Origin of the sequence: Paenibacillus aquistagni, assembly GCF_900177815.1 — a bacterium.
GTDB lineage: Bacteria > Bacillota > Bacilli > Paenibacillales > Paenibacillaceae > Paenibacillus_B > Paenibacillus_B aquistagni.
On sequence record NZ_FXAZ01000001.1, the window covers coordinates 1,752,058 to 1,768,403 of the forward strand.

General features: G+C 47.5%; 16 protein-coding genes. 8 read left to right on the forward strand and 8 right to left on the reverse strand.

Annotated elements, in window-relative coordinates; all coding sequences use genetic code 11:
- Positions 1–244 precede the first annotated feature (244 nt).
- Entirely contained in the window at positions 245–958 is a 714-nt protein-coding gene (locus tag B9Y93_RS08255) for a Crp/Fnr family transcriptional regulator (protein ID WP_085494029.1), read from the forward strand.
- Positions 959–1,020: 62 nt separating this feature from the next.
- Here the strand turns inward: B9Y93_RS08255 and B9Y93_RS08260 are convergent, their stop codons facing one another.
- From B9Y93_RS08260 to B9Y93_RS08290, 7 genes are all read right to left on the reverse strand, one after another.
- Positions 1,021–1,812 carry a hypothetical protein gene (locus tag B9Y93_RS08260; protein ID WP_085493804.1) on the reverse strand — a complete coding sequence of 264 codons (792 nt, stop codon included), beginning with the start codon at positions 1,810–1,812 and terminating at the stop codon, positions 1,021–1,023.
- 119 nt (positions 1,813–1,931) lie between these two features.
- Complete coding sequence (locus tag B9Y93_RS08265) at positions 1,932–3,887, reverse strand: FtsX-like permease family protein (protein ID WP_085493805.1); 1,956 nt, start codon at positions 3,885–3,887, stop codon at positions 1,932–1,934.
- Complete coding sequence (locus B9Y93_RS08270) at positions 3,862–4,671, reverse strand: ABC transporter ATP-binding protein (protein WP_280522882.1); 810 nt, start codon at positions 4,669–4,671, stop codon at positions 3,862–3,864. The genes B9Y93_RS08265 and B9Y93_RS08270 overlap by 26 nt, the downstream gene beginning before the upstream one ends.
- A complete protein-coding gene (locus tag B9Y93_RS08275) occupies positions 4,668–5,738 on the reverse strand; it encodes a sensor histidine kinase (RefSeq protein WP_085493806.1) in 1,071 nt (356 codons plus the stop codon). Before B9Y93_RS08275 ends, B9Y93_RS08270 begins: the two co-directional genes overlap by 4 nt.
- Positions 5,735–6,454 carry a response regulator transcription factor gene (locus B9Y93_RS08280; RefSeq protein ID WP_085493807.1) on the reverse strand — a complete coding sequence of 240 codons (720 nt, stop codon included), beginning with the start codon at positions 6,452–6,454 and terminating at the stop codon, positions 5,735–5,737. Before B9Y93_RS08280 ends, B9Y93_RS08275 begins: the two co-directional genes overlap by 4 nt.
- 246 nt (positions 6,455–6,700) lie before the next feature.
- Entirely contained in the window at positions 6,701–7,564 is an 864-nt protein-coding gene (locus tag B9Y93_RS08285) for a DegV family protein (protein ID WP_085493808.1), read from the reverse strand.
- 146 nt (positions 7,565–7,710) lie between these two features.
- Positions 7,711–8,028 (reverse strand): MazG nucleotide pyrophosphohydrolase domain-containing protein, encoded by a 318-nt coding sequence (locus tag B9Y93_RS08290; RefSeq protein WP_085493809.1) that lies wholly within the window; start codon positions 8,026–8,028, stop codon positions 7,711–7,713.
- A 216-nt stretch (positions 8,029–8,244) separates the two neighbouring features.
- Here B9Y93_RS08290 and B9Y93_RS08295 point away from each other — a divergent pair, with 216 nt between their 5' ends.
- A complete protein-coding gene (locus B9Y93_RS08295; RefSeq protein ID WP_085494031.1) occupies positions 8,245–8,787 on the forward strand; it encodes an acyl-CoA thioesterase in 543 nt (180 codons plus the stop codon).
- Between the two features lie 79 nt (positions 8,788–8,866).
- On the opposite strand, the gene B9Y93_RS08300 is transcribed toward B9Y93_RS08295, so the two are convergent.
- Complete coding sequence (locus tag B9Y93_RS08300) at positions 8,867–9,250, reverse strand: winged helix-turn-helix transcriptional regulator (protein ID WP_085493810.1); 384 nt, start codon at positions 9,248–9,250, stop codon at positions 8,867–8,869.
- Positions 9,251–9,422: 172 nt separating this feature from the next.
- On the opposite strand from B9Y93_RS08300, the gene rbsK reads away from it, so the two are divergent.
- The 6 genes from rbsK to B9Y93_RS08330 all read left to right on the forward strand — a co-directional run bounded on the left by rbsK (position 9,423) and on the right by B9Y93_RS08330 (position 16,263).
- Positions 9,423–10,424: a ribokinase gene (gene rbsK, locus B9Y93_RS08305; RefSeq protein WP_085493811.1), complete on the forward strand. Its 1,002-nt coding sequence runs from the start codon at positions 9,423–9,425 to the stop codon at positions 10,422–10,424.
- A gap of 533 nt (positions 10,425–10,957) precedes the next feature.
- The gene (gene nhaC / locus B9Y93_RS08310; protein ID WP_085493812.1) at positions 10,958–12,361 is read left to right on the forward strand and encodes a Na+/H+ antiporter NhaC; all 1,404 of its coding nucleotides are present in this window, start codon (positions 10,958–10,960) and stop codon (positions 12,359–12,361) included.
- 266 nt (positions 12,362–12,627) lie between these two features.
- Entirely contained in the window at positions 12,628–13,461 is an 834-nt protein-coding gene (gene kduI, locus B9Y93_RS08315; RefSeq protein ID WP_085493813.1) for a 5-dehydro-4-deoxy-D-glucuronate isomerase, read from the forward strand.
- Between the two features lie 51 nt (positions 13,462–13,512).
- Positions 13,513–14,280: a DeoR/GlpR family DNA-binding transcription regulator gene (locus tag B9Y93_RS08320; protein ID WP_085493814.1), complete on the forward strand. Its 768-nt coding sequence runs from the start codon at positions 13,513–13,515 to the stop codon at positions 14,278–14,280.
- 31 nt (positions 14,281–14,311) lie between these two features.
- The gene (gene kduD / locus B9Y93_RS08325; protein WP_085493815.1) at positions 14,312–15,082 is read left to right on the forward strand and encodes a 2-dehydro-3-deoxy-D-gluconate 5-dehydrogenase KduD; all 771 of its coding nucleotides are present in this window, start codon (positions 14,312–14,314) and stop codon (positions 15,080–15,082) included.
- 29 nt (positions 15,083–15,111) lie between these two features.
- Positions 15,112–16,263, forward strand: a complete 1,152-nt coding sequence (locus tag B9Y93_RS08330) for a glycoside hydrolase family 88 protein (RefSeq protein WP_085494032.1) — start codon at positions 15,112–15,114, stop codon at positions 16,261–16,263.
- Positions 16,264–16,346: the final 83 nt, after the last annotated feature.

The following is a 16,346-nucleotide window of genomic DNA, read 5'->3' on the forward strand; positions in this document are numbered from 1 at the left end:
TTATTGATGAAATGCGCTGTTTCCGCATAAATTAAGTCAAAGTGATGAAAATCATCGCACTTTCTAGATTTGTAACAATTTAAATTCTTAATGAAATTGACATCCTGCACAGAAACGCTAATATAGAGTTATCAGCGATTATAGTGAAAGATGTCACAAGGATATTTTTACCTTTTATCCATTTACAAGCCCAAGTTACGTATCTTGAAGCACTTACAACTTGGAGGAGAACGGAGTGAATCAGATGATTGAAGAGAGATACGATACACGATGCAATATCTCAAGTTTCTCAGATCAGAATCGAGAGCGCCTTTTAGATATCGCTAAGGACCGCACTTATCCAGAAGGGTCTCACCTATTCTGGGAAGGAGATACGGCGGATAAGCTGTTCTTCTTAAGAAGCGGCCGTGTGAAAGTGACCAAGTCGACGGATGAAGGCAAGGAACTTATCCTATATATGTATCAAGCTGGGGATCTCATCGGGCAGATGGACCCTTTCCACAGCACCAAGCACAGCTACACCGCTGAGGTGATTGAGGAGGGAGAGGTCGGCGTCATTGAACAGCGTGATCTTGAAGTGCTTATCTGCCAGCATTGCGACTTCTCCATCGACTTTATGAAGTGGATGGGCATTCACCATCGCCTCACACAAACGAAATTCCGTGATTTGATGATGTACGGCAAGCCTGGCGCGCTCTGCTCCACTTTGATTCGATTGTCGAATACGTTTGGCGAAGAACAAGAGGACGGTTCGATTCTCATTAATAAAAAAATTACCCATACGGACTTGTCCAATATGATAGGCGCGACACGCGAGAGTGTTAACCGCATGCTGAGTGACCTTCGTAAAAAAGGAGTGCTCGAATACGACAACGGCATGATCGTCGTTAAAGAAATTGATCATCTTAGAGATGTGTGCCATTGTGAGATGTGCCCGAAATCAGTTTGCCGCATTTAAAACCACAACAAGACGAACAAAGCCCTGACCAGGGGATAACCTGATCAGGGCTTATTCTTTGTTTATTTGCTGTTCCATTCGATGGTCAGATGCGAGGCGGGTTCGATACGTATGGCATCGAGCTTGGACACATCTACCCTTTCGCCGTTCAGGCTTACACGAACATCTGATGCTTCTGTTATAGGGTCATCCTCAATGCTCTGGATAGCAGTATGATCTGGAGACAGTTCTACTGGTCCAAATTGATTCAAGATATCCGTCAGCTTGGAAGAAGTCTCCCAGGGGATAACAAACGTTGATGTATGCACCTTCGCATGATTCTGCGCTTCCTGCAGTGTAATGGTTATATCTGAAGCAGCCGCACTGCTTGTCTTCACTTCCAGCTTCTTGACGTATACGACAAGGCGATCCTTTGCATATACTTGCTTGTTAAGCTGTTGAGGGATGAGAAGCTCCTTGTCATTGAGCGTAACTCCCCAAGCCATATTGGGATCTAGGGAAGCATCCGATACCGAAGCAATGGACTTCTGGTCTTCACTAAGCTTAATGACGCCTGAAGCCTTCAATACATCTGAGACTCGCATTCCAGATTCCCAGTTCAGCTCATAATGATGGGTCAAATCAGGTATATACGTTCCGCCATCCACATCTAAGACGACAGTATCTTTAACTTCTTCAATCGCGGCAGCCTTCATCGATTCACGTTGCGTCTCCTGCTTGGACGTTGTACAGCCAAGTGGTATCAGCACCAATAACAACAGCAAGGGAATGATGCCCGTGCGAAAATGTCCTTGTCTCATCTCTCGCACTCTCACTTTCATCTCATTCATAAGCGAATGATAGTAGGGTTTCATCGATTTCTTCTATTATGCCTAATGCATGTATTGAAAAAGTATCAAACCCGTAACTTTTACGCGAGAAATGTAAGCGCATTCTCTGACTGATGTTAATACATCCCAGTCTGCCTTTATTTCTAGGAATCACGAAATTGCTTTTTAATCTTATGCAAATAGCCCTGTCTTACCGCAATCAAGTAAAGAAATTGCACCATCATATATCCAAATATTACTACCGAAGAATACCCTATTATATTGGTATACAACAAATTGCTCAGCGTCTTCATCGCAAAGATCGTATGGATGCTCGCAATGAGACAAGGCAGGAAGAATATGATTCCTACTTGAACCGTGATCACTTTCCTGACTTCCTTCATGGATAGCCCTATATGAAGCAGTGAGGTGTAATACTTCACATCTCGCTGCAGATCAGTCATGATCTTGAAGGTCAGGATACTGCCGCATGCAATGTAGAACAAGGTACCCATCATCATGCTAAGTACAATCGCAAGCGAGGTCACATATTCAACATCCGACAGTTCCCTGACGCGGCTTCTTAGATTATAGGAGCGATCCCCCGCTAATTCTTCGAGCTTCTCAATAAGTGGGAGATTGCGCTTGGAATCCTTCCACTCAAAATTGTACAGCTGCATAATCGAATCGGTAGGAGACGAACCTTCCACTTGCTTCATGTCATCATTTGAAACAACCAAAAGCAAGGGTCTTGTTACTTCAGTGGACAATAGAAGCTGACGTCCCCTCCCTTGAATCTCAAAGGTATAGACCGGGCCATCCTCTGTCACTCTGACATGCTGTGTCTTGGATCTGATTCTTCTCTGTTCATCAGGTGACATAAATTGTTCTTCGCTATATATGGATTGATCCACCCAGTATGCCTCTCCCTTATGAATGGGTGAGAGAGCTGGATAATGAAGCGCCGCAGCTAAACGATTGTACTCCTCTAAACTAATCAAGGTCACGGAACGATTAAAGTTCGGGTCTTTCATGATTTCAGCGGTGATTACCTGTGCTTCATAGAGCGATGTTATCTCATGACCGTAATCCTGGGCGGTCTTTTTCACCTTATCAATCGGAATGGGAAGCTCCTCCTCCCCTTGTGTCCACATCATAAGGTCAAAAGGATTCGAAAGCATGGCGGAATGCTGGTACCCTTTATTGAAGGCAAAAAAGGTCGAGGTGCCCGATAATACAAACGAACAGAGCATCGTAATAACAAACAGAACCCCTGCGTTCTCTCTAAGACGATGGATGGCGCGCGTTACATGCAGGAGCGTCTTCCCCTTATAGTACAAAGGCTTGATGCGCTTGATGCTGCTTAGCAGCGCATAGCTGACATGAGAGAACAAGAAGTATGTTCCAATGCTAGTCAACAGCACAGTAGGAACGAATACAATGAAAACAGACCACAGGTTTGCTTTATAGGCGAGCAAGTAACCCCACCCTATACATCCAATGCCGATTAAGGTAAAAAGCCACTTGAAGGCAGGAGCGTGCCTCTGTTCCCTGCGCGGCTTCAACAGCTCAATAATAGAGGCCTTGCCGATGACACGAATGCTGATCAGCGCCACGATGAAGAACAGCAGGCTGTAGCCATATACGGTCGACAAGATCGCATTTTTGGATAAATAAAAGGACATTGGAACCTCTGCCCCAAGCAGCTTCGACATGACCATTAAGAACAGCTTCAAGAACAAGGCACCCGTTACAATGCCTGAAGCGATCGCGAGAATCGCAATCGCCATTTGCTCATAGATCATCATTCGACGAATCTGCCACTTCGTCATGCCAAAGAGAGTGAGCAATCCAAACTCCTTGCGTCTAGAATGAACAAAGGACTTGCTTGAATATAACGTAAACAAAACAGCAAAAGTCATGATCATCACTTCACAAGCATAAAGCATCGCACTTAACGAAGAGCCGCTAGGAATGCGGTCTCCAATCACATCCGGATGATGCGTGTAGGAGGAATATAAGAAGGAGATCATCACAGAGAACATGCAGCTTAGAAAATAAGCGCTGTATCGCTGCCAGCTCTCTACAATATTTTTAATGGCGAGGCGTCGAAAGGTCATCGAAGCTGCCTCCTAACAAGCTTAGCGTATCCAATATTTTCTGAAAAAAAGCCTGACGATGGCTTCCTTTTCGGATTTCCGTAAATAATCGTCCATCCTTTATAAAGATCACTCGCTTGCAATAGCTCGCAGCGAAGGGATCATGGGTTACAATCAATATCGTACGCTTCTGAGCCTCATTCATGTCTTCAAGCGCCTGCATGACATCTTTGGCTGATTTGGAATCCAGATTCCCTGTCAGCTCATCGGCCAGCAGCAGGCTCGGTTGATGAATCATCGCTCTAGCGATCGCTGTGCGCTGCATCTGGCCTCCTGATACTTCATAGGTCCGTTTATCGAGAATCGATTCAATGCCTAGCCAAGCGGACATCTCCTGCACTTTGGCTTCGATCTCACGGGCAGAGGTGCGTTCAAGCGCGAGCGGCAGCAGGATATTCTCCTTTATTGTCAGCGTGTCAAGCAAGTTGAAATCTTGGAAGACATAGCCTAAGGCGTGCCTTCTAAACAGAGCCAGCTTCCGATCAGACAGCACCGCTGGATTGACATCATTAATGTACACTTGTCCAGCCGTCGGCTTGTCAATCGTTGCCAATATATTAAGCAAGGTCGTCTTCCCGCTTCCTGACGGACCCATAATGCCGACAAATTCCCCCTCTTGAACCTCTAGGTGAATATCTTGGAGTGCGGTATACGTCCGTCTTTTTTTGTTGCCATATATTTTGGTTACTTGTTCTGCTCGAAGAACCGTGCTGATCGGACTCACTCCCTTTCTAGTCAGTGTCACCCCATAACATGCTTGTGTAGGCTATCGCCAGTAAACGTTACCGTAAATTCCGTACCTTCATGCAGCACAGAAGATACTTGAATGGCATGCCCTAACCGGCCGCATACCTGTCTTACAAGATAAAGGCCCATCCCTGTGGCATCGCCTTCTCTGCGTCCGTTCTCCCCTGTGAAGAAGGGGTCGAAGATTCTTGGAATATCCTGCTCTGCAATGCCAATTCCCTCGTCCTTTACATGAAGGAGCACTGAATTCCCCTTCTTCTCAATCGTAAACAGCAGCGTCTTGGAACCCTCTTTCTCACGAGAATACTTAATCGCATTGGTGACAAGCTGCGTTAGAATGAATGCCAGCCACTTGCTGTCGCTTTCGACCATGACATCATCCCCCACGATCTTAGGAAAGATATGCTGGCGGATCAGCAGCTTCTTGTGCTGATTGAGCACCTGCCTGACCACATGGCTCAAGGATAGCTGACTAACATTCAAATCCATCTCAAACTTGTCCAACCGTGCGGTAGACAGCATGAGTTCAAGCCCTCTCGTCAAGCGTTCCGTCTCCTCCTGCACGCTTTGCAGCAGCTCCTCCGTCTCTGTCTTCGACATTGGGGTAGGCGGCTGCTGCGTAATCAGATGCAGAACAGATACCGGCGTCTTCATATGATGCACCCATTGGTTTGTAAAATGAACATGCTGCTCACGTTGCTTGCGCATCATCAGCAGCTCATTCATAAAGGCATGGTATTGTCTGTTCAGAAGCTCATGAATAACCTTCTGCTCTCCGGTAACAGGATGCTGAAGATACAAGTTCAGTTCAATCTCGTCCCGGTTCTCTGATTGTCTTGCGCTTTTTATTTCGCGAAACCATGCCCGTTGATACAAAAAATCAAACAAAAGCCCTCCTGTAAGCACGCAGGCACCAAGGACAAAGCAGTACGTGATGCTGGCACCACGGACAAATTCCCGTCCTGTTGAGAGATCAAGATAGATAACAAGAAAGCTTAAGGAAAGCGAGATGAGCCACGTAATAATAAGAATAATACGGTCTTTCACATATTGGTGAAAGCTCATGACAATGAACTCTCCTCAGCCCAAGTCATCAGCAGGCGATAACCCTGTCCACGAATGGTTTCAATCGCCTTCTCAATGCCTAGCTCTTCAAGCTTCTTACGAACTCTCGTTACGTTTACGGTCAAGGTATTGTCATCGACAAAGTCGACATCATCCCATAAGGTCTCAAGCAAGGTCTCTCTCGATACGATCTGATCAACCCGATCCATCAAGCAGGCCAGCAGCAGCGCTTCATTCTTCGTCAGATCGATGCGCTTCTCCTTCCATTCTAAGGTATTCTTCGCCCGATGCAGGATAAGCCCCTGCAGGCTCAGCTCCTCCCCACTGCCTTCACTTGCTCGAACTGCATACTCACCATACGCACGACGAAGCACGCTCTTGACCTTGGCAAGCAGCACATCAAGATGAAACGGCTTCGTAATAAAGTCGTCTCCCCCGTTCTCGATCGCCATCACCTGGTCCATTTCGCCTGTTCGAGCCGATACAAAAATAATCGGCGCATTCGTCTCCTGGCGGAATTGGCGGCACCAATAGAAGCCATCATAAGCAGGAAGGTGGATATCAAGCAGAATCAGATCCGGCTTGATCTGAAGCAGGTCCTGCTTCAAGTCTTTGAAGTCCATGGCCCGCGATACTTCATATTCATATTTCTCCAAGGATGATTGCAGAATGGATGCAATCTTGTCATCATCCTCGACGATCATGATCTTATACATGTAATCATTCCTCCATCAGCAAGCATCTATCTACCTGACGATTGAACCCTTCCGCATCCCTTCAGTCCATCTTAATATACACGGATGCTTGAAGACTTAACCCTATGTACATCTTGAAATGCCGGCATCACCTAATAGAAGCCCCATTCGCATGGAAAGGGGCTTCTATTGTCAGATAGGATACAATTACGACTAACGCATGTTAATCATATCATCATACCTGTTCACTAATCTTCAATGAATGGATTATTCATAATCCTTGCTTGCGTCCTGAAAAGCGATCAGAATCCCGCCTTCACCCGCATAGGTGCCAATCACTGGCCCCATATTGAGATACAAGACATTCTCAAACGGATATTTCTCCATGAGATTGCTCATAAACTGCTTCGCGCGCTCCTCGCAATTCGAGTGAGCCAGCGCGATCAGGCTGCGGTCTGCATACTGCCAAGCGTCGCCAACCTTATCGATCATGCGCTTTAATACACGCTGTGTGCCGCGAACCTTTTCAACCACTTCAATCGCACCTTCATCACTTGCCTGCATCAATATCTTGATATTGAGCATCGAAGCTACTGTTCCCTTCAGACGGCTCATGCGCCCGCCTTTGACCACATTCTCTAGGGTATCCAAGGAGAAATATGTTCTCGTCTGCTTCACGCACTCCTTAAGCTTCTCCTGAAGCTCGTGGAAGCTATGACCCGCCTTAGAGAGAAGGGCTGCCTTCACCGCAAGGAAGCCAAGGCCAGCAGAGGCTGTTCTTGAATCAATTACCTCTATTTTATTCGTGTAGCCTTCTTCTTCGTACATATCTTTAGCCATTAGAGCATGGTTATAAGTGCTGCTAAGCTGAGATGTTACACACAAGACAAGGATATCCTTAGACGGATCCAAGGATTTGTAAATATTATAAAAGTCGCCAGGAGACGGACTTGAGGTCTTGGGAAGTTCTTCTGAATCTCTCATCTTTTGATAGAACAGATCGGTATTCATCGAAGAATCATACGTCTCGCTTCCAAAGTGAATATGGAGCGGCACAATGGAAATGCCAAGCTGATGAATGATCTCGGTGGACAAATCGGAGTTGCCGTCGGTAATAATTTGGATGGTCATGTCATTCTCCATTCTAATCTAGGTTAGTGTTAAACCCTCTATACGCTGTTCGCTTCATTATATAGGGCGAATCTCCCCTCTGACAATGACTAAATGCAGGGAGTACAAGGGTTGAGCCTCATTTGTGACACGATCGTTAACTCCTCTTAACCATCCTTATGATATCGCTTCATTAATTTATGTTTATGCGCTTCAAGAATTTGATCCAAGGTCAAATCATACATGTTGGCAAGGATCATGATATTACCCATCACATCGCCAAGCTCTTCGACGAGCTCCTGCTTCTGCTCTTCAGAAGAACGAAGAGACTCATCCGGTCTGTCTCTGCCGATCTCAATCGTTCGCACAGCTCTTGCGGTCTCTCCAACCTCTTCCATCAAAAATCCTACTCGTTCAAATGGGCCGTATTGCGACCAGCCGCGCTCTTTATAAAACTGATGAATCCAATCTTGAGTTGTTGTCATTCTTCTTCCACCCTCTTTATCTTATCACTGCTCGAATAGATGAACGGCGAGTCTTCTCCTTTATCATACCATAATTTGCACATCAGCTTGACATGGATCATCGGGGAGAATGAGAAGGGTTCTATACCGCACTGTGTTACAATTGTTATGTTCAGCACCCATTGGATGCACTATAATAAGGTTTCGAACACGAACGGAAGAGAGGATTTTAACATCATGATTCAAGAACAACCTGCATCTTTGACCAAAGAGACCAAGACATGCAAGGAATCCCGCGTATTTAGAACGGGACGAGTGTTCCCTAATGATATGAACAACCATAAAACACTGTTCGGAGGCAAGCTCATGAGCCTGATTGACGAGGTGGCTTCCATCTCAGCTATGCGCCATTGCCGGACAGGCGTTGTTACCGCCTCGACAGACTCCGTCGACTTTCTCCGCCCCATTCATCAAATGGATTCTGTCTGCTTGGAATCTTTTGTTACATATACAGGACATACGAGCATCGAAGTATTTGTGAAGGTGATCGCGGAAAATTTATTATCTGGCGAACGTGTCGTCGCTGCAACCTCCTTTATTACTTTTGTCGCACGGGATGCTGACGGCACGCCAACAGCCGTTCCGCGCGTTATCCCTGAGACTGATGAGGAGCAGCTATTGCACGAAGGCGGCAGCAGACGCTCTGAGTTTCGCAAGGAACGCAGACGCAGCAGCAAGCTGCTCGCTTCTCAGCTTACGACGGATAAGTATTGGGACTAAGCACAAATTAAAAACGGCTGCTGATCTTCATCAGCAGCCGCCTGACACTAACCTTATCCAAAGCGCCTCAATTTGCAGGTTACTTGCTCGCAGTCGTGTCATGGTTTTCTTTTTCATTACAGCAAGATATGGACAAATCTTGATCGTCATCAACCCAAGTGCTTGCCCACTCTTGAATCGCTGTCATGACAGGCTCAAGAGCTTGGCCTTTGGTCGTAAGCGAATATTCAATCCTTACCGGGGTCTCCGGATACACGTTGCGCTCCACGATGCCAGCGCTCTCCAAGTCTTTCATTCGCTCACTCAACATCTTATCACTCATAGTTGGGATCAGTGCAGAGATGTCCTTGAACCGTTTTGGACCGCTAAGCAAACCTTGAATCAGCAAGCCATTCCAACGCTTGCCGAGAATGCAAAATGCAGCTTCAAATCGAGGACACATGCCAGAGTGGTTATGTTCCATCACTTCATCCCTCCTTCATAAACTTACTAAATGTAAGTATATAGATTTTACCATATCTTTTCGGAAAAATAAAGTTTCTATCGCTACAGTATCATACCTTCATATTCTTTGTTAAGATAGAACCCAACGATAACGGAAGAGACGTTTTCAATGCGTAAAGGAGAATGAAGCAATGAATGCATCACAAGTAGAAGCGAGCAGCCCATCTCGGGTTGAACATAACCTAACAGAGCCCGTTATTGTTGTCGTTGGCAGTCTGAACATGGACCTCGTTACCGTCACGGATCATGTGCCCGATGCAGGAGAGACAGTGCTTGGCTCCTCCTTTCACACCTTCTGCGGGGGTAAAGGCGCCAATCAAGCGGTAGCGTGCGCCCGGCTTGGGGCTAAGGTGCATATGATTGGATGCATCGGCGATGACAGCTTCGGGCAGGACCTGCTTCACAATCTGGAAGCTGAAGGCATCGATTGCTCAGGCATTACTACAATTCAAGGGCAGTCCTCAGGCACAGCCGCAATCACGATCAATGAGCACGATAATCGCATCATCGTCGTCCCTGGAGCCAATGGAGAATTTACGGCCACTCTCGTCGAAAAACATAGGGAGCTGATTCAAGCAGCTGATCTCTTGCTTATGCAGCTGGAAGTGCCAATGGAAACCGTAAAAGCCGCTGCCTTCATCGCACAAGAGCATCGCGTTCCTATTATGCTTAATCCCGCTCCTGCAGCTCCACTCGATGCTGCATGGATGGAGACCATCAACTGGTTTACGCCAAATGAGCACGAGCTCTCGATCATGCTCGGTAATCAATTGAAGATGGAAACCGATTCCCCATCAGCGATGGAACACTGGGGAGCGCTGCTTGGAACTTGCCCTGAGCGAATCATCATGACAAAAGGAGCCGACGGCGCCCTATGGACAACGGCTGATGGGCAGGTTCAGCATACAAAAGGCTTAAACGTTGAGGTGAAAGATACAACCGGCGCTGGCGATACATTCAACGGCGCATTAGCTGTGTCTCTTGCTGAAGGGCGATCCTTGGAAGAAGCAGTCAAGCGTTCTGTCGCTGCTGGCGCATTATCGGTGACACGCTTTGGTGCTCAAGGCGGCATGCCAACTCGCACAGAGCTCGAAGCATTCCTGCAAACAGGAAAAACCTCTTCTTCGTCATAACCTCCAATTCATCGGTATAGATATAAGCATCTCTTGTTCAGATCTGCTTGTACAGAACGGCTGCTCTTGAAGCGAGCGAGTGTGCAAGTGATCCCATGCAGGTGAGATGCTTTTTCTTTGCCACTGCCAGAATATTCTCCATCTTAGCTATAGGCGTACCCAGGTCAAACCCCTTTCGGATAACTCTTCTTATCTCTTTTAGCCTTTACTTGTAAATCAACGTCTTCTATTGCAATCCATGACCTTCACGAGCAACTCATCGTTTCCAAATCTACTTTTAAATTGCACATTCAATTAATAGAAGCATCACTCTAGCCTCCCGAAAAATTACACATAACCGTCATATAATCCCATTTGACCTTGCCATGTATTGCATGTACAGTAATACCTGTTATTCGAGTTTGCTTTATTACCAAAAAGCGAGGAAGCATAAAAGTCAAATGTGTGAACAACTTTTCATGATTGCACCATCCCTGCTCGATCATATTAGCTAGACTCGGATGTTTGATAGACAGCTTAGAGGAGAGAGAGACATGAACCAGCACGAAGAATCACCAGAATGTTTAAAAGAAATATCATTTGGCCAAAGTCTATCGATCTTTGTCGTGACCATGAGCTGGCTGCTGCTCACCATCTTGTATTGGCATGCAGAACCTTTGATCCCGCTTCTAACGGCCGCTGTGTTCACAGGCCTTATGCTCATGAGCTTTGGCATGACGTGGGCGCAGGTTGAATCGGCTCTTATCAGAGGAGTTCAAAGCTCTGTCATGCCAGCTATCCTGCTCGTGCTTATCGGCATCTTAATTGCCACTTGGATGATGAGCGGCACAGTGCCTACCCTGCTCGTTTATGGAACATCATGGTTCCAGCCGCAATGGTTTGCATTTAGCGCACTCGTACTTACCTGCTTGGTATCGGTATGTGTCGGCAGTTCGATCACAACCGTAGGAACCTTTGGGGTTGCGCTGGTTGGCATGGCTTCCTCCATGGGACTTAATCCTGCACTCGTAGCAGGAGCAGTTGTCTCTGGCGCCTGCTTCGGCGACAAGATGTCGCCATTGTCAGATACCACGAACTTTGCCTCAGCCGTAGCCAAAGTGAACATGACTGCTCATATTCGAAACATGACGTGGACCACGGTCCCTGCCTTTTTGATCACAAGCGCTGCTTTCTTGATATTTGGCCACACCACGAATCAAGATGTCATGCAGCTCACTGACATGAAGGCGGCAATGGAGAGCGCCTACCACATTCATCCAATGGCCTTGCTGCCGCTTGCGATTGTGCTCATTGCAGCCATCTTGCGTGTCCCCATTATTCTCACCATGCTGCTTGGCATCAGTTCAGGACTTATCGTGACAGGACTCGTACAAACGAATTGGTCCGCTACAAATTGGATGCAGGTTATGCTGCATGGTTATCAGTCCAATATCACGAACGAAGCGATTGCTGCTATCGTGAACCGAGGAGGCGTGATGTCCATGATGTGGTCGATCACCTTGATTGCGACCGCCTTTGCCTTTGGTGGTCTGCTGCAGCACGGTGGTGTGATTACAGCCTTGTTCAAAAAGATCATCGCGCCCATTAAACGAAAAGAGAGCATGGTCGTCTCTACTGGTCTAAGCGCGATTGGGGTTAACCTGTTCACAGGCGAGCAGTATATGTCCATCCTGCTGCCGGGGCAAATGTTCCAAGCCGAGTATGAACGGCGCGGCATTCCCGCTCTCACATTGTCCCGAACACTTGAGGACTGCGGAACGCTCGTCAACCCACTTATCCCTTGGGGAGTAAGCGGTGCGCTGATGACAGCAGCACTTGGTATGAGCGTGCTCGAATATGCACCGTACGCTTTCTTCCTGCTGATCTCGCCGCTATGCACCTTTGCCTTCGCCCTTCTGCCAGGACTGAAGACACGTACGCTGAACAACAGCAATTAGCTGCTGCTGTTGTATCCCATGAGGCCATGCATGTGCCCGCCCAATCATTAGGAGACAAACGATATCGGTTATGTCCCGGACTAATGATTCGGCAGCCGTGCATGGTTTTTATTTTTGACACAAGGGCTGTTCAAGTTATACCAACAAAACAATTATGAACATTAATAAACCATATTGAACATAATTGAACTCTAGACTATAATGAAGGCAATCCTTACCAACTTTATTATCATTCATCATAAAAGACTCTAGGAGGTACTGTAATTATGGATATTCGTTATGCCAACAATCCACAAGATGTGAAAGGCTATGACACAACAAGACTGCGCGATGAATTCGTTATGGAGAAGCTGTTCCATGCGGATGAACTGACACTGACTTACAGCCACGCAGATCGCTTTATTACTGGCGGTGTGCTGCCGGTTCATCATACAGTCAAATTGGAAGCGGATTCAAAGGACATGGGTGCGCCCTACTTCCTCGCTCGCAGAGAGCTCGGTATTATCAATGTGGGCGGCACAGGCAGCGTTACTGTCGATGGCGAGACCTATGCAATGGCGAACAAGGACTGCTTATATGTTGGACTAGGCGCCCAAGAAGTGCTGTTTCAAAGTGAAGATGCGGCTAACCCTGCGAAATTTTATTTGAACTCAACACCTGCTCATAAGGCTTATCCGACAGCTAAATCTCCGATCAGTGAAGCAACACCGGTTCATTTGGGTTCTATTCAGTCCTCAAATGAACGCACCATTTACAAATATATTCATGAAAAAGGGATTCAGAGCTGCCAGCTCGTAATGGGCCTTACGATGCTCAAGCCAGGCAACATGTGGAATACGATGCCTTGCCATACCCATAATCGCCGTATGGAGGTTTACTTCTACTTTGATATGCCTGAGGATGCGGTTGTCTTCCACCTCATGGGCGAGCCAACCGAGACCCGCCACCTCGTCATTCGCAACGAGCAGGCGTTAATCTCCCCTAGCTGGTCCATCCACAGCGGTGTTGGCACGAACAACTATACGTTCATCTGGGGAATGGCGGGTGAGAATCAAGACTTTGATGATATGGACATGGTTGGCATGAAGGATTTACGATAAGAGGAACTACCCTTGGCTCGCATGAGCCTGAACATAAAGGAATGAAGGAAGATGTCCAACATCAAGCGGCACCAACAAATTATGGAATTACTGATTCACCACGGCGAGGTTAAAGTATCTGATCTAAGCCAGAAGCTTGATGTCACTGGCAAGACCATTCGCGGCGATTTGGAGCAGCTTGAAGAACAGGGGCTTCTAACTCGCGTCCATGGCGGGGCGATGCTCCGCAACGCAGCCGATCGCGGGATGCTCCCGCTCCAAACGCCCAATCAGCAGCATTTGAATGAAAAAGCTGAAATCGCAAGAGAAGCGCTCAAGCTTATTGAACCCCATGACATTATCGCTTTGGATGGCGGCAGTACAACCCTCGAAATGGCAAGGCTGTTAGGCGACGTCCCTGTAACCGTCATCACCAATGATCTATTCATTATTGCGGAGCTGACTCGCAAGCCTGATATTCGATTGGTTGTACCTGGAGGGTATCGCAATCGCAACCTGCTCATTGGCCCTGAGGCAAACAGCTTTATTCAGAAGCTGAATATTCAAAAAGCATTTGTCTCAGCCACTGCTATTCATCCCGATCATGGGCTAAGCATTTATACGAGCGAGCTCTATGAATTAAAGCGAGCTTGGGTAGAGAGCGCCAAGCAAGTGTTTGCTGTAGCCGATCATACGAAGTTCGACAAGGTCGCACTGCTCACCTTTGCTGAGCTTCATGAGATGCAGGCCATCCTTACAGATCATCGCCTATCCGACGATACCGCATCTCGCTATGAGGCTCATGGCGCAAAGCTCATGCTCGCAGCAAGCTCTACCTGATATCGAAGATTCTTAACGAGGAGGAAGAGACATGCAATCCGCACTCTCTTTATTTCATCTTCAAGGACGTACGGCCGTTGTAACTGGAGGAGGCGTTGGACTTGGGCTCGGTATGGCTAGAGGCCTTGCCCAAGCGGGAGCCAATCTTGTGCTCATCTCACAGCGTCCGCTGCAAGAAGATGTCAAAGCAGAACTCGCCAGCTACAACGTAAATGTCCATACGCTGCAGGCCGATCTGTCCGTGCTTGGCGACCTTGCCAAGATCGCGGAGCAGTCCGTTGCCCTTGCAGGAGGCAAGGTGGATATACTTATTAACAATGCAGGCATTATTCGCAGAACCCCTGCCGCTGATCACCCGCTTGAGGACTGGCATGATGTGCTGCGCTTGAATTTGGACGCAGCCTTCTATCTGTGCCAGCAGTTCGGCAAGCATATGATCGCTAATGGCTATGGCAAGATCATTAATATCGCATCCATGCTGTCCTATCAAGGCGGCATTAATGTGCCCGGCTATACCGCCTCCAAACACGGCATCGCTGGGATAACGAAAGCGCTCGCCAATGAGTGGGCATCTAAGGGGGTAAATGTAAATGCGATTGCCCCTGGTTATATGGCGACAGATAATACGTCCGCACTTCGTCAAGATGAGCAGCGAAGCGGTGAGATTCTAGGCCGCATTCCAGCACATCGCTGGGGAACGCCTGAGGATCTTGCCGGTGCAGCAATTTATTTGTCTTCGTCTGCTTCTGATTATGTTAACGGTCATGTATTATGCGTGGATGGCGGTTGGATGAATCGATAATCCTTGGAGGGATGAATGTCATGGAACCAATGTGGAAATCGGCATTAGACGATATTGTATCCAAAACAAAAGCGAACATTGCTAGATTCGGTAATCAATTTCCTCATGTCAGCAAAGACGACAAGTATCTGTTGAATGATAATACCGATTGGACTGACGGCTTCTGGAGCGGAATTCTGTGGCTGTGCTATGAGTATACAAAAGACCCTGTATTTGCTCAGGCTGCCTCTCAGACGGTTGACAGCTTCCGCGAGCGCCTGCAGGCAATGCGCGTATTGGATCATCATGACATCGGCTTCCTCTATTCTTTGTCCGCGAAGGCTCAATGGATGATTCAGCAGGATGAGAAAGCCAAGAAGTTGGCCATTGATGCTGCAGATGCGCTGCTCGCTCGCTGGAGAGAGGATGGCCAATATATACAAGCATGGGGTTCCAAGGGCGATGCCGTTAATGGCGGACGCATCATTATTGATTGCTTAATGAACCTCCCGCTGCTTTATTGGGCAAGCGAGCAGACAGGAGATGTTAAATATGCTGCGATTGCCCATAAGCATGCGGAGCTAAGCCGCCGTTATCTCGTTAGAGGAGACGATTCTTCCTATCATACCTTCGTATTCGATGAAGCAACAGGCGCTCCAATCGGAGGTTCCACTCACCAAGGCTATACGAACGGTTCCACTTGGACGAGAGGTCAAGCATGGGGTGTGTATGGATTTGCACTTTCCTATCGCTATACGAAGCAGGAATCATTTTTAGAGACTTCAAGACGACTGGCCCATTACTTTATCGATCATCTGCCTGAGGATCAAGTCGCCTATTGGGACTTTGATGCGCCAATAGAGACTGCAACTCCGCGTGACAGCTCTGCGTCAGCCATCGTTGCTGCGGGACTGCAAGAATTGCTTGAGCATCTGCCTGAAGATCATGTAGACCGCGAGAAGCTGACGACTGCACTGCACCAGATGGTTCATTCCCTTATCGTCAACTATTCGACTGTGAATGAGCCGGATGCAGAAGGGCTGCTTCAGCACGGCTCCTATTCGGTACAGCATGGCAACAGCCCGGATGATTATATGATATGGGGAGATTATTACTATACAGAGGCCCTGATGCGCCTTGTCACCGGAACAACAGGTTACTGGTACGAGCGTGAAGCGAAGGCTGCTTCTATCCAAGGCTAATTCGTGCATCCATGCACAACCTGACAAGTGAGTCTTGTGCGCAGCGGAAGTGAATGGCTCCTATGTCATCTAGATTGCTGCTG